Consider the following 19,400-nt stretch of genomic DNA (forward strand, 5'->3'; position numbering starts at 1 on the left):
CGGGTTCCGCATTGGCGCAGAACGGCTCTCGGGAGAGTGACGGTGTTCCGGTGCGGCTACAGCAGCTTCTTGGCCTGGAGCCAGTCTTGCCACTCGGCGACGACTTTGTTCGCGATGTCGATGGCGTCGAACGTTTGGCCATTCGATGAGATCGTCCACCGGTATTCGACGGACGGGGTCTCGGTCGGCTCCGGCTGTGGGTTGCGCTCGGCGGGGCTGCCCGGGTAGACGACTCTCGTGACGAACGTTGGGAGACCCACGGCCACGCTCTGACTGTCGACGGCAGTCGCGTTGTCCCCCGTTTTGGTTCTCTTGGTGAGGACCAGGTGCTTGATACCGTTGCAGATGTCAGCGGTGATTTGCATGTGCGGTAGCCCGGCAGCGGAGTCGAAGATGTCTTCCACGACCGCGCCAGCTTTCGCGGTGTGCACGTGGCTCGTGGGTGAGTTCTTGACCCAGTCCTTCAGGTGGTAAGCCTCCTGGAAGAACCGGTACAGGGTGTCGCGGGCTTCGTCGGGGCCGATCGCACTGGGGCCGGCGGCGGCCGTCAGCGCCCGGTGGCTGCGGAGCATCCGCTCGTACTGGTCGCGCCATCGTTCGGATAAGGGCATCTCGCTCCTCGGGTCGTCCTGGTTCTCCTGGGACGCCGGGGCACATTGGGAGGTTGTCCTTTTGCGACGGCCTCCCTTGGACAGGCGCGCGCTTACGGCTGCGCCGGCCCGGCAGCGCGCGGCGCGGGAGGGATCGACAGAGACGGTGCGTTGTGGGACACCGGTAGGGCGATGTCGACCGGTGGAGGGCGTGGCCATGGTGCGGATGCTGTTGTCCATCTTGCTCAACCGGGACCTGGCAGGTGACCCGGAGTACGTGCAGTGCGCCCGCTGTAGGCACATCACCGCCTCGTTTGAGGCGCCGATGCGGACCCGGTCATCCTTCACCGTGTCGCGGGGACGACCCTCTGAGGGCTACGTGATGCCGCCGGAGTGGACGTGCCCGTCGTGTGGCCGGACGGGCCCATTAGAGACGGGGGAACTGTTGAGCAACGACACTTCGGTGCGCTGCCGGCGCACGTTCCTGTGCCGCTACTCCTGGACGGCGACCGGCATTGCGGCCACGGTGACCTGTCCGCGCTGCTACACCCGGCAGCGCGGTCCTGGGCTGCGACGAGCTGAGATCCCCTTGCGGCGAACCGCGCGCGGCCGCAGTGGGGTCTTCCGATGAGATCCCCCTCCTGCCGCATCGCCCCGCTTCCTCCGGTCCGGTCCTCGCGCCAAACGTGCCCGCACCGACGCGCTGTCCGCGCAGCACCGCCTGGCCGTGGAGTCCGAGCGGCTGGCCGTCACCGTCGACCAGCTACGCCGCCGCGAGCTTGCGTCGCAGCCCGACACCGACGAGCACTCACCGTTTCGGTCGGATGGCTGCCGTGCCCTGCCGTCTGAGCTACCTCGTGAGCTCTCGGTGTCCCGTTGCCAGATCGCTTTGCGTATAGGGTCGATAACTCAGCGTTGAAATGTGATGTTGAGAAGCGTCTCGATCCCGATGCCTGATGGCTCTGATCTGGGGAAATGGTGATCTCGTAATAATCGTAGGATCACTCAGCCGGGGTGCGCCTACCCACCTTCCGGGTTGAAATTAAGTCTGATCATGGAGAATCCGGCATTTGACGGGCCGGTCGCAATCGATGTGCCCCTACATTGGAGTTGGCGTGGTCGAGCCTCTTGGTCGAGTCCGATTCCATTGCCGCAGGCAGGAGCCCTCCGGGGGTGGTAGCCCGGAGGCCCTGCCCTTTTTTTGATCTTTGAACGTATGACCACCGCGCTCCCAGCGCCGATCCGGGGCCCTCCACCTTCTTTAAGAGGCCCACTACCGTTGGCTGTGGAATTCGCTCAGCCGTGCTTATGGCCTCTCCTACCAAGAGGCCATTCCCCCTTACCAGGGGAATCGACGCATGATCGGGCTGGATAGGACTCGACCAAGAGGAGGCGACCGGAGGTCGTGAAACGCAACGATTGGCTGATGATCTGCGTTGGAGCGGGTCACGTCCAGCGGAGTGGTGTATGAGTTGATCTCTGCGTGATCCTGTTTCTGCAGGTTAAGCGGTTAGTGTCTGCGGCTTCGGGTTTTGCTGGGGTGTGTCGCCGGGGATGAGTCGGAGTCTGGTCTTGGCCAGCACGTCCAGGCCCATGTAGCGGCGGGCTTCGGTCCATTCGTCGGTCTGCTCGGTCAGTACCGCGCCGATCAGGCGGATGATCGAGGTGCGGTCGGGGAAGATGCCGGCGACGTCGGTGCGGCGGCGGATCTCTTTGTTCAGCCGTTCCTGGGGATTATTCGACCAGATCTGCTTCCAGATTTCGCGGGGAAAGGCGGCGAAGGCGAGCAGTTCGTCGCGGGCCGCGTCCAGGTGATCGCACGCGGCGGGGTATTTGGCCGACAGGGCGTCGATCACCCAGCCGTGCTGGGTGCGAACCTGCTCGGCGGTGGGCTGGTCGAAGATGGTGCGCACCAAGGTGGCCACCCACGGCTGGGCGGACTTCGGGACGCAGGTCAACAGGTTGCGCAGGTAATGAAACCGTAAGGAAATAACACGGTGGTTCCTGGTTTGGGGTTTGATGTGCTGCTATGGCGATCTTGCCCGAGGTGCTCGAGCAACTGGCGTTGAAGTTCGAGGTGCTGTTGCCGCATCTGAACGAGCGGCAGCGGCGGTTGTTGTTGGCGGCCGAGGCCCGCCTGCTGGGGCATGGCGGGGTGCGGGCGGTCGCCCGGCTGGGCGGGGTGAGCGAGACGACCGTCCGCAGGGGCGTGTTCGAACTGGAGGACGGCCAGGACCCGTATCCGGACGGCCGGGTGCGGCGGGAGGGCGGTGGCCGCAAGGGCGCCGAGGAACTGGACGCGGGGCTGGTGCCGACGTTGCTGGCGCTGGTCGAGCCGGATGAACGGGGTGATCCCGAGTCGCCACTGCGGTGGACGACGAAGTCGCTGCGGCATCTGGCTGAGGAACTGACCAGACAGGGGCATCCGGTTTCGGCGCCGACGGTGGGGCGTCTACTGCGGGAGGCGGGTTTCAGTCTCCAGGCGAATGCCAAGACACTCGAGGGCGCCCAGCATCCCGATCGGGATGCCCAGTTCCGCTACATCAACGAGCAGGTCAAACGGCATCAGGTCGACGGCCAGCCGGTGATCAGCGTGGATACCAAGAAACGTGAGCAGCTCGGTCGGCTGCCGATGGCCGGGCGGGAGTGGCGGCCCAAGGGAGACCCGGTGCGGGTCGAGGACCACCATTTCTTCTTCACCGGCCCAGACGTGGAGCAGGCGATCCCGTACGGGATCTACGACATCACCGCGAATACCGGCTGGGTGAACGTCGGCGTCGACCATGACACCCCAGTGTTCGCGGTCGAGTCGATCCGCCGCTGGTGGAAGGCCCGCGGGAGCCTCGACTACCCCCACGCCACCCGGCTGCTGATCACCGCGGACTCGGGTGGCTCCAACGGCCACCGCTACCGAGTCTGGAAGAGTGAACTAGCCGCCCTGGCCGCCGAGACCGGCCTGTCCATCACGGTCGGCCACTTCCCGCCCGGCACTTCGAAGTGGAACAAGATCGAGCATCGATTGTTCTCCCACATCACCTTCAACTGGCGGGGCCGGCCCTTAACCAGGCACGAGGTGGTCGTCCAGACGATCGCGGCGACCCGCTCAAGCGGCGGGCTGCGGGTCGAGGCCGCCCTGGACTCCGGCGACTACCCGACCGGCATCGCGATCAGCAAAGAACGCTTCGCCGCTCTGCCGCTCGAACGGCATCCCGTGCACGGCACCTGGAACTACACCCTCCACGCCCGGTCCGCCGCCGGAATCCCGCAGACCACTGCCGTCGGTGAAGCGGCCGGTCCCGCACAACGCCGCCAGAGCATGCTCCAGCGCCTGGTCGACCCGCGGCTGACCGGCTTGAGCACCGCACAACTCCAGCAACTGGCTGCTCGGCTTGCCCCCGCCCAGGCCGCCCGCACCCAGGAGCGACACAGCGCGCAGCGCGGTGGCCGAGCCCGCCGCGCCACCGGCAAACTCCGCGTCGCACCACTGTTCGACGACGCCGCCCGCCTCCTGCTAACACTCATCTACCAGCGGCAGGTCTGCTCCATGAAAGTGCTGGCCGACCTGCTGGAAGTCACCGATGTGTGCATCAGCGACCTCGTGCGCGAGACCCGCCGAGTCCTGGAAGACGACAGCTATCACCCCGGCGCCGCGCCGAGCCGCTTCGCCACCGCCGCTGCGCTGCTCGCCTTCCTGGACGGCGATCTGCGACCCGCACGAACCGAGATCATCGAACGGCTGCGCGACCCGGCCCTGGCCGGGCTGACCCGCAGCGAACTCAACCACCTCACCGAGCGGCTCGCCGCCCGGCAAGCAGCCCAGAACGAACGTCTCGGCTACCAACGACGCGGCGGCCCCCGCCAACCAGGAACCCGGGGCGGTGTCTTCCCCCAGAAGATCAGCAACAGTGAACGCGTCCTGCTCACCATCCTCTACGAGCGGAAACTATGCACCATCGACGTTCTCGCCGATGCTCTCGGCGACGTCAGCAGGTCCGCCATCGGCAACGTCATCCGCGAAACCCGTCCCCTTCTCCAACAAGAAGGCCACACCCCAGACCGAGCCCTCACCCGCTACCGCACTGCCGCCGACCTCCTCGCCACAGCCCCGTCAAGCCGCGACACGACAAGTTGATTCCTTTCGGCTCCAATGGGTCCGGCACCTTTGCCAGCACGCACCCGGCAACGCGGCGGCGACCGCGGCCACCAGCCCGGTGTGCGCATCGGAGATCACCAGCTGCACGCCGGAAAGGCCGCGGGCGACCAGGCTGCGAAGAAGCCCCAGCCAGGCGGCGCCGTCTTCAGCCGAGGTGACCTCCACGCCAAGAATCTCGCGGCGTCCGTCGGCGTTGACCGCCGTGGCGACCAGCACGTGCACGTTGATGATCCGCCCGCCCTCGCGGACCTTCTGGGTGAGGGCGTCCAGCCACAGGAACGCGTACGGGCCGGCGTCCAGGGCCCGGGTACGGAACGCCTCCACCTGATCGTCCAGCACCTTGGCCATCTCCGAGACTTGGCTTTTGGAGATGTGCTTGATGCCCAGTTGCTCCACCAGCTTGTCCACCCGCCGGGTGGAGACGCCCAGCAGATAGGAGGTGGCTACCACGCTGACCAGCGCCTGCTCGGCCCGGCGCCGCCGCTCCAGCAGCCAGTCAGGAAAGTAGGAGCCCGAGCGCAGCTTGGGAATGGCAAGCTCCACGGTCCCCGCGCGGGTGTCCCACTGGCGGGTGCGGTAGCCGTTGCGCCGGTTGGTCCGCTCGCTGCTGCGTTCGCCGTATCCGGCACCGCACAACCCGTCGGCCTCGGCCGACATCAACGTCTCGGCCATGGTCTGCACCATGGATCGCAACAGATCCGGATCCTGGGTCTCCATCTGCTTCGCCAGCCAGCTCACAGGGTCCACACTGTCGTTCACGGCCATCACCTGTTCTCCTTCGATCTTGGTGTAGCAACCTGAAGGATCACGTGATGGCCGTCTTCATTTCACGACGCCACGCTGACTAACAGCGGAAACTCGTACACCACCCCCGTGGACGCAACCCCGGACTGCTCAGCGAGTGGCACGGAGAGCGGTTAATTGCAGTTGACATACCGCCGGGGGCCGACCCACACGGACTGTTCACACTGATGAAGAGGGAAGTGGACGAGGCAGGGGCCTTCTGGGAATGGGCTGACGCCAGGCCGTTCTCGATCACGCAGGATTGACCGCGTCAACGCCTTCGGCCGCGATACAGCGGGTAGCCCGCGTCACTGCAGGACGACCGTGGCTCCGAAGCGTTCGAGGAGCTGCACGATCTCCTCGAAGCAGGAGAGCTGCCCCGCGGGGCCGAGGACGACCTCGGCTAGCGCCTGGCGTGAGATGTCGGCGGCGTGCCAGACCAGAGTGAAGGGGTGGTAGGGATCACCCTTGAGCGCAGGAGAAGAGGTGTATCCCTCAGGAAGATCACAGTTGCTGTTGTGAACGAGTACAGGCGTGGCCCCCGCCAGCGCATAGTACGTTTGCTATGCGGCCCCCCTCTACTTGCGTTTTAGCAGGTCAGGTGCGATTTGCTGGGTCCGGTGAGGTACGTGGACGTGCGTCGTTGGGCGGGGTTGTTGCCGTCACCGTTGCCGTCAGCCACGCTGGCCTCTCCGCAGATTCGGTGGGGTCGGCTTGCGCACGGTTGTCCGGGGCGCCGGGTTGTCCGCACGAGGTTCACCAGCCTCGTGGATCAGCCGCGCGCCGCTCCATGAAGTGCTGGAGCCTGAGCCGTTGGGTGTGGTGCATCGGCAACTGCTCGATCTCTTCGGGCGGCACGAATCGGAGCTCGGTGGACTCGTCGGAGATCTCCAGCCGGCCGCCGGTGATGCGGGCGGTGAAGCAGACGTTGAACTGTCGCCGCACCTCGCCGTCGGTGTAGGCGATGATGTGTTTCGGGTCGGTGTAGGTGCCGACCAGGCCAGTGATCTCGACGTCCAGGCCGGTCTCCTCTTTGATCTCGCGGACGGCCGTGCCGGGTAGGGAATCGGTGAGGTCCATGCCTCCGCCGGGCAGGGCCCAGAGGTCGTTGTCCCGTCGGCGCTGCCGGCACTCCACCGCCACCCTCCTCCTGGAGCAGAGCGTCGAACTGGTCGTGATCAAGGAACTCCTCGGCCACGCCCACATCGGCGTAACCGCCACCGTCTACGCCCACGGGCTCCGCCTCCAGCGCGACGCCATCGACGCCCTCGGCTCCGCGTTCGGCAGCCCGGCGATCGCCGAGACGGTCAGCGCCGACGGTGACGAACCGCCGCCCTGCGCGGCCCTTGTCCGCTGACGTTGCCGTCAACTATTGCCGCCAGACAGGAACGAACCAACCTAAAACACCCAGGCCAAATCGACAGAGGTTCGCATATGCGAATCTCTGTCGATTTCATCTACCTGCCCAAAGTTCGGCGTGAATCCGACCGAGGATTGCGCTATTTGCCCCCACTTTCCTGCAGACGATCTCTGCAGCGTTCGTAAATCTCTATAGCGCGCAAATCATGATTGGTGAATTCTTCCCAGAAGCCCTCTCTTTGCCACTCGTCCGGCTCCATCGACACCGAGCCGTCCCATCCGATACGAACGGTCCAGACCGTGCTAATTTGCGCATCGACCACCTCGAAGAGGCGAGAGTCAAGCAGCGGAGGCAATTCGTCCCGCCTGGACTCAATCCGGAAAAATTCGGACCCTCTGCTTGGCATTCAACGCCCAGAACTACATACTCGCGACCAGGACGCAGGACGTGTGAACCTTGACGAACGCTGCGGTCAACCCCTTCGGCACCGACGAATCTCACCTTCGCGCGACCTCCCAGCGGCGATTCATGACGACCTTGTAGTCAAACCCGTACATGACCTCACCCGATGTGCGATTCATGTAGTAATGCACCTGATAGTCGCCGTAGGGGCTCTGGTGGGTGTCGGTACTGTACTTGCCCCACTGCGAAATACGGGCCGCGAATTGAGGTAACTGCTGGTCAGTGGCCTGTGAGTGCAGCGTAGGCGGTAGATCTGCCGCAACCGCGGTGGCCTCGACCAGGCCCTCGCCGCTATGTGGGACGGCAGCGTCCTCACGGTGACCAAGTTCGACCGGTTCGCCCGCAACATGGCCGAGGCCAACGAGATCCTGACCGACCTGTGCGGACGCGGCGTCCTTTTCGGCCTGGGCGCCAACGTCCGGGAGTCTGGCAGCTATCGAGGCGGGGGAAAAGTGGGCCGGGTTGAAGGCTTTGGCAGAGGTGCCTTCATGCCCCGGGCGATTGGATGACCGAAACCACGACCCGTGAGATCGACAGGTCGATCGTCCGGTGTGACGGCAGCATCCTCGTTGAGGTGGCCGGGTCGTCGCCTGTTCCCAGATTCCGCTCCCAGCGCGGATGCGACCCGCCCGCAACGACCAGCCGAATCCGGTTGTTCCGCGCGAACCGGTGCGCGACGGCGTCGAGCTCCATACGAATCAGGCCCTGGGGCGCCGAAGGGTCGAGTCGGACGAACCCGTCGCTGACGTTGCGTGAGCGGCCTTGGGCATCCACTTCCGACACGCGAACGAACAGGTCGGCGAAGGGATTGTCGGAACTGTGGCCCAGTTCTACAACTGGGCTGCCGACGACCTCGAGCTCCGTGGTCAACGGGTCTGACGTGAATGCCAGCACATCGGAACGCGAGGCGAGCGCGCTGTCATCCGTGTAGCCCGCGGTCACTCCCGGGGAAACTTGCGTGACGAACGCGCCACCGTACGTGGGGGTCGGCTGGGCTGGGTCGTAGATGAACTCGCTCACTTCTCCCGCGTCGGCCGGTTGAGCGGCCAGGAGTTCGCCGGAGCGGGGATACAGGATCTGCTCGACCGTCGCCGGCGGCCAGGCCGGAAGGTCGCGCCACCCCTCGCCGGGGCCACTGAGGAACACCTTGACCGGCGTGGCGCGGTGCCGGTCGCTTGATCCGGCCAGATGCTCGTCGAACCAGGCGAGGGCTTCGGGGAGCAGGATGCGGGCACCCTCGGCGCCCCCCTGAGCATGCGTCCACGGGCCCATGGTGAGTCCGACATCGACGCCCCGCTCGGCCAGCCGCGCGTACCCCGCCAGCGTCTGGCGAAGAAAACCGTCCTGCCAGCCGCCCTGAATCAACACGGGGACGTGCACCCGATCCAGCGCTTCCGTCAGGTCGGCGCGCTTCCACCATGGGTCGCCCAGATCCCGCCGACTGACCCACTCGCGGTACCAAGGCGCCTTCCCGTCCATCAGCTCCTCGGCGGCGTCGGCCAGCGGAAGCGCTGCCAGGGCCTTCTTGATACGGCCCCGGGAAGAGAGAACCGCAAAGATGCGAGGCAGGATCGGCTCCTCCTGCTTGGTCGTGACGAACGACCATTCGAACACCATGCTCAGCAAAAACGCCCCGCCGGTGTAGACGAATGCGCCGAAGTTGTGCGGCGCGCACGCGATGACCGCGGTTACCAGCTCTGCAGGCGGATCCATCAGCAACGCCCACGCGGCGAAGCCGACAGATGAAAAGCCGTGCGTGGCGAAGCGCCCGTCAAACCACGGCTGCTCGCGCATCCAAGCGACGATGTCGGCCGCATCGTCGACTTCCCGCATGTGCGGTTCGAAGGTTCCCCCCGATCCGAACGTGCCCCGCCACCGGACCAGCACGACCCGATAGCCACGGCAGGCGAACATTCCGCCGGTTATGGCCGACCCCATCACGTTGTAGCCGTAAGGGGAGCTGACGAGAATCGTTCCCGACGCCGGCCCTTTCGGCTCCAAGAGATTCGCTAACAGCTCGACGCCGTCTCTCATCGGGATCCGCACGTTGCGGGTCACGCTGTAGTCGCTCGTCGAAGCGGGCAGCCGAGCGTACTTCGTCCACAGCAGGTCAGCGAGCCGTTGCCCGAGCGTCCGATCCTTGGCTCCTTGGTTCATCTCTCTCTCCATCACAACGCGTGCCTGGCGATGCCCGTCTCCCGTCGCCCGCATCGGCCCGCGGACGCTCGACCCCGGGTCCCCGTCTGCCGCCGAGCGGTGTCCCTTGTGCGCCGTCTAGTACAGTAACACCAGATTTCAATAATTACTGAAAGTTCGTGTTACTGCGATACCCTTGTGACGAGATGGCTGAAGGGAGCGCCGTGCGCGAAGACGAGATGGACGAGCTCGGCAAATTCGTCGAGCGCTTCGCCTCCACCCTCACCGATGCCGGCTTCCCACGCCTCGCCGCCCGCGTCTTCGCGACACTCCTGGCCAGCGAGAACGGGCGGATGACCGCGGCCGAACTCGCGGAATGGCTGCACGCCAGCACCGGCGGGGTCTCGGGCGCCGTCCGCTACCTGGTCCAGATCCGCCTCATCCGCACAGAACGGGACCCGGGAACGCGCCGCCACGCCTACGTCGTGGACGGCTCGTGGTACGAGTCCACGTTCCTCGCGAACCCGTTCCTCGAAAGAGGCGAGGCCGACCTGCGAGAAGGCATCGCCATCCTGGGTGACTCACCAGCGGCCGACCGGCTGAACGAGACGCTCGAGCTCATCCAGTTCCTCAGAGACGAGACCCGCGCAATGATGCGCCGCTGGCATGAGCGCAAGGCGGCACTGCGAACACGGTAAACCGCCGGGACGGGCGTCACCTGCCCAATGGGGCTTTCACCGGGGGTGAGGAACCGGCGGACAGCCGTTATCGATGAGAACGATCTTGCTAGTGCCCCCGAAGGGCAGAAGCGGGATGCGGGTGGGATAGCTGCTGGTCAGCGTCCCACCAATGCCGCGTAGGCGGTGGAGCGGCCAATCTTGAGGGTGCGGGCAGCCTCGGTGATCGAGACACCCTCGTCGACCAGACGGCGAAGTGTGGCCAACTCGGCGGGCCGATCACGCGCGGCCGGCCGGTCTTCTTCTTGCCGGGCAGCATGGCACCGGTGGCCTCACGGTGCTTGGCGGCGGCGATCCCCTCGGCCTGGCGCTCGGTGCGCAGCTCCAGCTCGTATTCTGCGGCCGCGGCAAGAACCGCGAACATGAACCGGCCCTTCTTGGTGCCCAGATCGAAGTTCTCAGTCAGCGACACCACGGTGATGCCACGGTCGCGGAGCTCGTTGACCGTAGTCAGCACGTGCCCCGCCGAGCGGCCCCGCCGATCGGACTTCCAGAACTTCAGTGTCTACCTGCGCGCCGACACCATCGCCGCGGCGAACGCGCGGCTGATCGAGGCCCAGGCCGCCGTGCCCATCGTGAAGTTCTGGGGCGAGGGCCTGCTCGCCTCTGTGGACGGGCTGCGGTTCGTCGTGCCCGTCCGCACGGTCAGCGCGGCGCCGTCGCCGAGGTACTTCGGGTTCAAGCGTGGCATCACCTGGCTGAACGCCGTCAACGACCAGGTCGCGGGTATCGGGCAGATGGTCGTGCCCGGCGCCCCGCGCGACTCCCTGCACATCCTGGACGCGCTGCTGAACCTGGACGGCGGCGTGAGGCCGGAGATGGTGGCGACTGACAACGCCTCGTACTCCGACATGGTGTTCGGCCTGTTCAAGATCCTCGGCTACAACTTCTCACCCAGGTTCCGCGACCTGGACGACCAGAGGTTCTGGCGGGCCACGATGCCCGGCGTCGAGACGGGCAGCTACGGCGCGGTGGAGGACCTGGCCCGCAACCGCGTGAACCTGAACAAGGTGATCACGCACTGGCCGGACATGCTGAAGGTCGTCGGGTCCCTGGTCACCAACCAGGTCCGCGCTTACGACCTGCTGCGCATGTTCGGCCGGGACGGCCGCCCGACCCCGCTGGGTGCGGCGTTCGCGGAATACGGGCGGATCGCGAAGACCGAGCACCTGCTGCGGGTGGTCGACCCGGTGGACGACACCTACCGTCGTCAGATGAACCGGCCGCTCACCGTGCAGGAGTCCCGCCACAAGCTGGCGAGGGACGTGTGCCACGGCAAGCGCGGCACCATCCACCAGGCGTACCGCGACGGGATGGAGGACCAGCTCGGCGCGCTCGGCCTGGTCCTCAACGCCATCGTGCTCTGGACCACGAAGTACATCGACGCCGCCGTCGCCCAGCTCCGCGCCGAGGGCCACGAGATCCGCGACGAGGACATCGCCCGGCTCTCCCCGCTCAAGCACCGCAACCTGAACCTGCTCGGCCGCTACAGCTTCACCGCCAGCGTCCCGGCCGCCGGCGCCCTGCGCCCGTTGCGCGACCCGGACGCGCCGGAGCTGGACGAGGATGACGACGGGGACGGGGACGGGCCGGACTAGTCGTGGCCGACCAGGGCGGTGAAGAGCTTGCGGGCCCTCGCCTTGGCCGGCCTCCGGTGTCCTGTCTTTGACCCACGGTGCAAAGTCCCAGACCTACCGACGGGCCCGGGTCGGTGGTGCGCTCATTGCTGCCGTCAGGAACGTGATCGCCCAGCGCCGAGCCTCCTCGCCCGCTGTCACCGTCGGGCAGGCGGGGGAGGGCCGGTGGTAGACCTCGACGCGGTCCACGGCCGTCACGGCGAAGATCCCCCGCATCCGGAACAACAGCTCCTGTGGGGCAAGGCCGGGCAGTGCGCGCGCGAAAGCCGCCAGGTAGCGCTCACGGACCGTGTCCTCGTCCGGGCCGGTCCAGCTGCGCGCCTCCTCGGCCGGGTCGCTGAGGATCGTCACGATCAGCCGGGACGTCCGGGCTCCGCTCTCACTGCCAGCGGGCATCTCGTCGAAGAGCGGCCCTGCGAATGCTTCCACCAGTTCGGCGACCGGCGGGTCCGGAGTCCGGGCGAGTAGTTCGTCGAGCCCGGCGCTCTGGGCGGCGGTGATGGGCTCGGTCACGCGGCGGGCGACCGCGGCCAGGAGTTCCGCCTTCGAGCCGAAGTGATAGCCGACGGCGGCCAGGTTCGCTCCGGCGAGGTCGGTGACCGCGCGGACCGAGGTGCCGCGGTAGCCGTGCTCGGCGAAGAGGTGTTCGGCCGCGTCGAGGATCTTGGTCCGGGTATCGGGTAGCGCCATGTGCCGTACTATACAGACGTTCGATTGAAACGAACGTTTGACTCATGGAAGAGGCTGTCATGAAACTGCTCGTATACGGCGCCGGGGTCTGCGGCAGCCTGTTCTCCGCCCGCCTGCACGAAGCCGGGCTCGACGTCTCGCTCCTCGCCCGGGGCGAGCGCCTGGCCTCCCTGCGCCGGCACGGCGTGCAGCTCGCCGACGGAGACGGCACTGCCGTCAGGCGGGTACCGGTACCGGTGGTCGAGCACCCGGCAGGCGGGTACGACCTGACCGCCGTCCTCGTGCGCACCCATCAGGTCGACGCGGTGCTGGAGTCGCTCGCCGGCCTCGAAGGCGACGTGCTGTTCCTGCACAACTGGGCGGCCGGCGCGGAGCCGCTGGGCGAGGCGATCGGCCACGAGCGAGTACTGCTCGGCTTCCCCCCGGCACTGGCCGCCGGCACGATGGACGGCGACGTGGTCCGCCCCCGCGCGACCACCTTCATGACCAGCCGGGTCCCGATGCCGATCGGCGAACCCGACGGCCGGACCACCCCGCGACTGGAACGGATCGTCCGGGAGTTCCGCACCGCCGGGATCAACGCCAAGGCCGAGCCGCGGATGGATGCCTGGCTCAAGACACACGCCGCGTTCGAGGTGCCACTCGGGCAGGAGGTGCACGCGGCGGGCGGCCCGGTGGCGCTGGCCGACGACCCCGACGCGGTCCGCGGCATGCTCCACCTCGTGCGGCAGAACCTGGCCGCCATGCCGACGTCGCCGGTCCCCCGCACGTTCGCTGCACTGCAGACCCTGCCGGAAGGGCTGCTCGTGGCCCTGCTGCGGCGCTTCCTGCGCAGCCCGACCGCCGTAAACAGCGGGCTCAGCAACGCCTCCCCGGCAACGGTCGCCGAACTCGGACGGCTGGCCGAACAGATGCGCGCCCATGCGAAGGTCCGGTAGACCAGCGGCGGCAGTAGCTCCTCGGCCGCACCGCAGCCGAGTGCGGTCCGGGGACTTCCACCGGACCTCCGGCACCCTTGCCCTCGGTCGACGACTGGCGAACCGACACCTCGGACACCCCGCACGCACAGCACTTCGAGCGCAGCTGCCGCACTCTGTCGCTGTCGGTAAACGATCGTCTTTTGAAGGATCCCGCACTCAGACAGTGGTCGGCGGGGCGCCGCCATGGCCACCTGAGGATCACATACCGAGGGGCCAGGGTGCTTCTTGCTGGCCCCTCGGTATCCCTCATGCCTTCTTGAGGATCCGTGGCTTTGTTCGTGAGTTGTGAGAGCGCGTGTTGCTCGGCGGGCGTGCGATAGGTTGCCCGCCATGACTGAGCTTGGACCCGTTGCCTGGCCACCTGCCCCGATACGGACCGAGCGGCTCGTGCTCCGTGAGCCCGAGGCCCGGGACCGTGCGGCGCTCATCGAGCTGTTCACCTCGTCCGAGGTGGGCACCTACATTGGTGGCCCTCGACCGCGTGATGAGTTCGAGCGTGCGGTGCCTGAGGTGCCCAGGCGGCGTCCCGGCCTTTTCGTGGTCGATCTGGACGGAGCGATGATCGGCATCATCACGTTCGACCGGCGCGACGCGGAGCGTCCGGGTCACGTCCGTCCGGATGGCGGTGAGGCCGAGCTCGGCTACATGTTCATGCCGGAGGCGTGGGGATGCGGGTACGCCGCCGAGTCGTGTGCGGCGGCACTCGACTGGTTCGCCGGCGCGCTTCCCAGCGAGCCGGTAGTGCTCTGCACCCAGACCGCCAACGACCGGTCGATGCGCCTCGCGGCGAAGCTGGGTTCACCGACGTGGAGCGGTTTGAGGAGTACGGCGCTGAGCAGTGGTTCGGCGTGTGCTCCTCGGTCACGCCGTCTGCTTGAGCTCGTGCTCGGAAGGGGTGGTGTGCTGGCCGTTGTCCTCGTCGTCCTCGACGGCGTCCAGGCGTTCCGATGTCGGTGGATGGCGGGCCAGCAGAGATTCTGTAACGGTTCGATCGCTGTGTGTTGATTACCGATGGGTCGGTCCTATTTTGCGGCGTATGCCGGTGGAGTTCCTGACTGATGATGAGGCGGCCGGCTACGGCACGAACTCAAAGCCTGACGAGATCGTGCCCCCCCACCACTTGCAGGAGGTTCCAGTTCCCGGGAGGCACAAGACGTCCATCCGATAGACCTCGATGGACCCTAGCGTTTGGTACCAACCTGGCCCCCATTGAGCCGACCCGCCATAGTCGAGGCTCGCCCCGGGTCCCCAAGGGCCGAGGTCGCCGACGCTTCTCATATACCCATACGACCAGTTAGTACTGGCGACGCTCACCCACTGGACACCGTCCCATTTCTGCAGCTGCGCCTTCACCCTGATCTGGTCGCTCAGCCGCGGGGTCCGGCAGTCCCCCATGTACACGTACGAATCGACCCACGCGCTGTTGTTGGACCAGGTGCCGGGGACGAGATGGTCGATGTACGCGTTACCCACGATGCAGTAGTTCGAGTTCGCGGCCACGGTGACCCACATGTTCCTGGTGTACGCGTTGACCGACTGGGGCATCGCCACCGTCAGCAACAGCGCAAAGATGGATAATAGCCCGAGATTTAAGGCTCGTCGCCTCGGCATGATGCCTCCGTAGTGAGTGGGGTACAGGTAGCAGAGCCTGCGAACATGGAGTCTGCACGCGGGCGTGTCTGGATTGCCGTACTGGTGGCTTTGTTCTACGCGCATCGGCGGGGCGTGACACCCCCCTCCTTCCAATGCGGAATCGGGTATTGACAACTGGCGGAGACTTAGGAGTAGAGACTGCGGAGTCGTTGTTCCTGACTCGGCATCTTGAATCGGTCGCCCGGTTCATCCGCAATGCGGGAGCGCGTATGGATCTGGATCTCGGTTTGGTCGCCGACTTCTTGGTTCTCGTGGAGGAGCGGCACTATGGGCGTGCGGCCGTGCGGCTGCACCTGACCTCATCGGCGTTGACCAAGCGCATCCAACGTCTGGAAGGACAGCTCGGGGTCGCCCTCGTCGAGCGGGGCCCTGCGGGTGTGCTCGCCGTGACCTCCGCAGGCCGGCGGTTCGCGATCGCCGCCGAACCTTTGATCGCTCAGGCCAACGCCGCCCGCGAAAACGCCCGGGCCACACCCGTCCGGTACACACTGCGGGTCGGTGTCCCCGCCGGCCTCGGCGCGATCCTTGGACAAACCGACATGACCCGCATCGCACGAGAGGTCCGCCGCAGCTACCCCGAGACCCGGCTGGTGCGCCAGGACATCACCTTTCCCGCGCTCACCCGCTGCCTGCCCGAGCATCAGATAGACGTCCTGTGGACCACCGCGCCCGTGCAACATCCCGCCGTGAACTCGTACCCCCTGGCCACCACCAGCGAGCGCATCGGCGTGGTCGCCGCCCGGCATCCCCTCGCCAACGCCGAAACGATGAACGTGGAAGACTTCAGCGAGCACCCGATCCTGTACAACCCGGCCGTCGCCGACGAGTGGATGAACCAGTTCTGGCTCGGCGACGTACGGCCACGCCGCGAGGCGCGCCTGGTCGAGACCGACGCCGGGCACCTCACCCGCGTCCTGCGCCAAACCGCCGATGGCACAGCCGTGATAGCCACCTGCGCGGAGGTCACTCCGCTCCTGGGCTCTCGCTTGCGGGCGGTGACGCTGACCGGCGCTGCCCCGGTGGTCTTCCACGTCGCACGCCGGCGCACCGACCGGCGTGGCGCCGTTCACGCCCTCTTGAAAGCCTTCCAGGCTCTCGGCCCCCGCCTGCTGTAGGGGGGCAACGCCCGGTTTCCGTCTCGGGGCTCCGTAGCGCCACTGGCCGTTCCGTTGGTGCATCAAGCCCCGTAACCAGCACCGACGCCCGTCCGGCGAGCTCTCCGCGAACCCGGGGTGTCGGTAAGAGTCGTGCAACCAGGTACACACGATTGAGTCCGCCCAGTTCAGCGGTGCCCTACTGGTCGGTGGGGAGGTGGCTGACGGCGTCTTCGAGGTCGGCGTGGGTGGGCAGGGTGTACCGGCGGGTGGTGTCGAATCGGGTGTGGCCGAGGAGTTCGGCGACGACGACGATGTCGACGCCCGCGCGCAGCAGGTTGGTCGCCAAGGTGTGCCGCAGGATGTGGGCGGAAAGGGCGAGGGCGCCCGCGTCGTCGAGGATGTCGGCGTCGGTGGCGAGTTCGTCCATGAGGGGGTGTCGGTAAGTGCATGATCGAGCGGACGGTGAGAACAGGGATTTATCGGCGCTTGCAATACCCAGGGCGGGCCATCTGGAGCATACCGTCGAGGTGTGGGAGCCCTATCGACTGATTGCACCGTTCAAGGGTTCAGGTACTGGTTCAAGAATCGCCTCACCGAAGTTGTGTGGCGCAGGTAGTCCAGGGCGACCCATTCGTCGATGGTGGCCGGGTTCAGCCCGGAGTCCTCGGCGATGTCATGGAGGGGGATGCCGGCGCGCCAGGCGGCGGTCACGGCTTGGCGCAGGTCGGCCAGGCGGACGGCGAGTCCGACCTGGTACGCCTGGGCGGAGGCCGCTGTCAGAGCGGGTGCGTCGTGGGTCAGTCGGTCGGCGGCTTGCCGAACCCGGAGGCGAGCCTGAGGCAGGTCTGTGTCGTTCAGGGGAGGCTCCGGGTGTCGAGGCCGACGGAGGGCCTGGGCTGGGTCGGCAGTGCTGGTGTCGGCGCCGGTCAACACAGGGGTGAGGGGTAGTAATCCCAGGGGTGTCGAGGCCGCGGGTGCCACCACCGGATGAGGTGATGGCGTTATCGTGGCGCGCCTCAGACGGTGGAGCAGGAGTCGTGGGTGGCATCGAAGCCCTTCAGTGCCTGGGTGTCGCCGGCCGGCGCGGGTTTCAGGCCTTTCCAGTCGTCGCCGAGGGTCAGGACCAGGGTGGTGGTGGCAGCGCCGGGGACCAGGGTGGGGACGGCGGTCATGACGTCCTTGGTCAGGGTGGGGACACGGGTCTGGCCGTTGGGCGAGTACAGGATCGTGGTCTTGGGATACCGCTTATGTGGGGCGTCGCCGATCTTGGCGATGTGGTAGCCACGCTGCTCCAGGGCGGCGGCCACGTCCCTGCCGAGGCCGGCGCGACCGGTGCCGTTGCGGATCTGGATCTGCACCTTGGAGCGCGAGATTTTGGTCTGGCCGCCTTTGACGCCGGAGCCGTTGATGTTCTTGTCGCCGGCGACGATCTGGAACAGTGTCCTGGCCTGCGGCTGTACCCATTCGACTCGGCCGGGGTGGGTGATGGAGTAGCGCCAGGGGGTGGTGATGAAGTGGATCTGGCCGGCGCCCAGGCCCTGGGCGCTGATGGCGAGGTCTTTCATGACTCCCGGGGTGAGCTCGGGGTCGGTGGTGACCGACTTGGTCGCCGCGTCCAGGAAGCGGAGTAAGCGGGCCGGGTCGGTCAGCGTCTGCCCGCTCATCACCTTTTTGGCCATGGAGGCGATGAACATCTGCTGCCGCTGGATGCGGCCGATGTCGGAGCCATCGCCCAGGCTGTAGCGGGCGCGTATGTAGCCCAGTGCCTGCTCGCCCTTGAGTGTCTGCTCGCCGGCGGCCAGGTGGAGCAGCGCGTGGTCGTCGTTGATGGATTCGGGCAGGCACACATTCACCCCGCCGACCGCGTCGACCATGCCTTTGAACCCGGTGAAGTCGACCTTCACGAAGTGGTCGATGTGGATCCCGGTGAGGGTCTCGATGGTGTTCCAGGTGCAGCCGATGCCGCCGAAGTTGAACGACTCATTGATCATCCCGAGGTGTGGTCGCTGGCCGGTCAGGTGCTGGGCCGGTTGGGCGCGGCAGGCGGGCAGCTGCACCAGCGAGTCGCGGGGAAAGCTGATGATCATGGCGTTGTCCCGCTTGGGAGACAGGTGCGCCAGCATGATGGTGTCGGTGCGTTCGCCGCTGATCCGGTGACCGTATTTGGCGTTCTTTCCGTCGCGCTGGTCAGAACCCACGATCAGCACGTTGATCGCCGCGGTGGGGGCCTTGGGCGGGCGGGTGGTCCCGAGGTCCTCGCGGGTCACCTCGATGTGCTTGACGTTTCCGGTCAGCTTGACGTAAACCGCGACCAGGGAGCCTACGATCACCAGCACGACGGTCAGCACGATGGCGGCCAGCCACCACATCCTGCGCCGCCACCGACGCCGCGACACCTCGGGGGACTGGCGCCGGGGAACTGTGCTGCCTTTTCGCTGGTGGCGTGTCACCTTGTCCGGCTGTTGTCCACCGTTCATGGTGACTCCTGGAAATGGATGGTCGTGAGCCGTTGAGCACCGGCACGGTTGATGATCACTGCTGAGGTGATGTCGGGGTGGACGGCGCCGGGGCCGTCCAGGACGGCGTCGCGCATGCGCTGCCACCGATCGCAGTGCCGTGCGAACGACGAGGCCGGCACTCGGCGGCCTCGGGCATGCTGGGCCGCACGCGCGGTCGGCGGGGCGACGTCGAGCATGAGCAGGTGCACTTGCTTGCGGGCTCTGCGGGCCGCGTTCATGATGAGGCGCCGGTTCCAGGGGCTGGTGGCGCAGTCGTGCAGTACCACCGGGCCGTTGTGGGCGCGCATGGTGAGCACCAGGCGGCCGTAGTAGGTGAGGTGGATCAGCGGACGCCACCACGCGTACGGCAGCCGGTGGAGGTAGCGGCGCCACCAGGTGCGTGCCTGCGCCGAATCCAGCACCAGGGTTCCGTCATCGGTGCGTGCGGTGGTGGACTCCTGCCCGGTCACGGCGAACAGCCGACGCAGCAGTGTGGTCTTCCCCGCGCCGGGTATGCCGGCGACCACCAGCACACACTCGCGCGGGTAACACAGCTCCGCGACGTGGTGCTTCCGCAGATCATGGCCGCCTGCCGGGCGCAGGCGAAGCGAAGCGTTCACCGCG

General features: G+C 66.7%; 16 protein-coding genes and 3 pseudogenes. 8 read left to right on the forward strand and 11 right to left on the reverse strand.

Going from position 1 to position 19,400, the window contains the following annotated elements:
* Positions 1-56: 56 nt before the first annotated feature.
* Positions 57-611: a hypothetical protein gene (locus tag ACOZ38_RS20840; protein ID WP_424532810.1), complete on the reverse strand. Its 555-nt coding sequence runs from the start codon at positions 609-611 to the stop codon at positions 57-59.
* Positions 612-2,092: 1,481 nt separating this feature from the next.
* Positions 2,093-2,572, reverse strand: a pseudogene (locus ACOZ38_RS20845) (transposase); the annotation flags it as partial.
* 47 nt (positions 2,573-2,619) lie between these two features.
* Between ACOZ38_RS20845 and ACOZ38_RS20850 the strand changes: the two are divergent.
* Complete coding sequence (locus ACOZ38_RS20850) at positions 2,620-4,722, forward strand: ISAzo13 family transposase (protein WP_424532812.1); 2,103 nt, start codon at positions 2,620-2,622, stop codon at positions 4,720-4,722.
* Between the two features lie 9 nt (positions 4,723-4,731).
* On the opposite strand, the pseudogene ACOZ38_RS20855 reads toward ACOZ38_RS20850, so the two are convergent.
* Positions 4,732-5,508: pseudogene (locus ACOZ38_RS20855) on the reverse strand (IS256 family transposase); the annotation flags it as partial.
* Positions 5,509-6,282: 774 nt separating this feature from the next.
* On the reverse strand, positions 6,283-6,606 hold the full coding sequence (locus ACOZ38_RS20860; RefSeq protein WP_424532814.1) for an NUDIX hydrolase: 324 nt from the start codon (positions 6,604-6,606) through the stop codon (positions 6,283-6,285).
* Between ACOZ38_RS20860 and ACOZ38_RS20865 the strand changes: the two genes are divergently transcribed.
* Both ACOZ38_RS20865 and ACOZ38_RS20870 read left to right on the forward strand, forming a co-directional pair.
* Positions 6,605-6,883 carry a tyrosine-type recombinase/integrase gene (locus ACOZ38_RS20865; protein WP_424532816.1) on the forward strand — a complete coding sequence of 93 codons (279 nt, stop codon included), beginning with the start codon at positions 6,605-6,607 and terminating at the stop codon, positions 6,881-6,883. The genes ACOZ38_RS20860 and ACOZ38_RS20865 overlap by 2 nt on opposite strands.
* Before the next feature lie 716 nt (positions 6,884-7,599).
* Positions 7,600-7,857 carry a recombinase family protein gene (locus tag ACOZ38_RS20870; protein WP_424537059.1) on the forward strand — a complete coding sequence of 86 codons (258 nt, stop codon included), beginning with the start codon at positions 7,600-7,602 and terminating at the stop codon, positions 7,855-7,857.
* Here the strand turns inward: ACOZ38_RS20870 and ACOZ38_RS20875 are convergent.
* A complete protein-coding gene (locus tag ACOZ38_RS20875) occupies positions 7,835-9,505 on the reverse strand; it encodes a CocE/NonD family hydrolase (protein WP_424532818.1) in 1,671 nt (556 codons plus the stop codon). The genes ACOZ38_RS20870 and ACOZ38_RS20875 overlap by 23 nt on opposite strands.
* 185 nt (positions 9,506-9,690) lie before the next feature.
* On the opposite strand from ACOZ38_RS20875, the gene ACOZ38_RS20880 reads away from it, so the two are divergent.
* Positions 9,691-10,182, forward strand: a complete 492-nt coding sequence (locus ACOZ38_RS20880; RefSeq protein ID WP_424532820.1) for a GbsR/MarR family transcriptional regulator — start codon at positions 9,691-9,693, stop codon at positions 10,180-10,182.
* Between the two features lie 88 nt (positions 10,183-10,270).
* On the opposite strand, the gene ACOZ38_RS20885 is transcribed toward ACOZ38_RS20880, so the two are convergent.
* Positions 10,271-10,678, reverse strand: a complete 408-nt coding sequence (locus ACOZ38_RS20885; RefSeq protein WP_424532822.1) for a recombinase family protein — start codon at positions 10,676-10,678, stop codon at positions 10,271-10,273.
* Positions 10,679-10,727: 49 nt separating this feature from the next.
* Here ACOZ38_RS20885 and ACOZ38_RS20890 point away from each other — a divergent pair.
* A pseudogene (locus tag ACOZ38_RS20890) lies at positions 10,728-11,819 on the forward strand (transposase); the annotation flags it as partial.
* Between the two features lie 93 nt (positions 11,820-11,912).
* Here ACOZ38_RS20890 and ACOZ38_RS20895 read toward each other — a convergent pair.
* Positions 11,913-12,548 carry a TetR/AcrR family transcriptional regulator gene (locus tag ACOZ38_RS20895; RefSeq protein WP_424532824.1) on the reverse strand — a complete coding sequence of 212 codons (636 nt, stop codon included), beginning with the start codon at positions 12,546-12,548 and terminating at the stop codon, positions 11,913-11,915.
* A 59-nt stretch (positions 12,549-12,607) separates the two neighbouring features.
* On the opposite strand from ACOZ38_RS20895, the gene ACOZ38_RS20900 reads away from it, so the two are divergent.
* From ACOZ38_RS20900 to ACOZ38_RS20910, 3 genes are all read left to right on the forward strand, one after another.
* The gene (locus ACOZ38_RS20900; RefSeq protein WP_405148736.1) at positions 12,608-13,486 is read left to right on the forward strand and encodes a ketopantoate reductase family protein; all 879 of its coding nucleotides are present in this window, start codon (positions 12,608-12,610) and stop codon (positions 13,484-13,486) included.
* Positions 13,487-13,858: 372 nt separating this feature from the next.
* Positions 13,859-14,533: a GNAT family N-acetyltransferase gene (locus tag ACOZ38_RS20905; protein WP_424532826.1), complete on the forward strand. Its 675-nt coding sequence runs from the start codon at positions 13,859-13,861 to the stop codon at positions 14,531-14,533.
* 857 nt (positions 14,534-15,390) lie between these two features.
* The gene (locus tag ACOZ38_RS20910; RefSeq protein ID WP_424532828.1) at positions 15,391-16,296 is read left to right on the forward strand and encodes a LysR family transcriptional regulator; all 906 of its coding nucleotides are present in this window, start codon (positions 15,391-15,393) and stop codon (positions 16,294-16,296) included.
* A gap of 178 nt (positions 16,297-16,474) precedes the next feature.
* Here ACOZ38_RS20910 and ACOZ38_RS20915 read toward each other — a convergent pair whose 3' ends face one another.
* The 4 genes from ACOZ38_RS20915 to ACOZ38_RS20930 form a co-directional block, all read right to left on the reverse strand.
* Positions 16,475-16,705, reverse strand: a complete 231-nt coding sequence (locus tag ACOZ38_RS20915; protein WP_424532830.1) for a tyrosine-type recombinase/integrase — start codon at positions 16,703-16,705, stop codon at positions 16,475-16,477.
* Positions 16,706-16,836: 131 nt separating this feature from the next.
* On the reverse strand, positions 16,837-16,989 hold the full coding sequence (locus ACOZ38_RS20920) for a hypothetical protein (RefSeq protein WP_424532831.1): 153 nt from the start codon (positions 16,987-16,989) through the stop codon (positions 16,837-16,839).
* A gap of 305 nt (positions 16,990-17,294) precedes the next feature.
* A complete protein-coding gene (locus ACOZ38_RS20925; RefSeq protein ID WP_424532833.1) occupies positions 17,295-18,755 on the reverse strand; it encodes an LCP family protein in 1,461 nt (486 codons plus the stop codon).
* Positions 18,752-19,396 (reverse strand): AAA family ATPase, encoded by a 645-nt coding sequence (locus ACOZ38_RS20930; protein ID WP_424532835.1) that lies wholly within the window; start codon positions 19,394-19,396, stop codon positions 18,752-18,754. Before ACOZ38_RS20930 ends, ACOZ38_RS20925 begins: the two co-directional genes overlap by 4 nt.
* Positions 19,397-19,400 lie beyond the last annotated feature (4 nt).

It is taken from the genome of Sphaerisporangium viridialbum (assembly GCF_049674955.1).
Taxonomy (GTDB): domain Bacteria; phylum Actinomycetota; class Actinomycetes; order Streptosporangiales; family Streptosporangiaceae; genus Sphaerisporangium; species Sphaerisporangium viridialbum.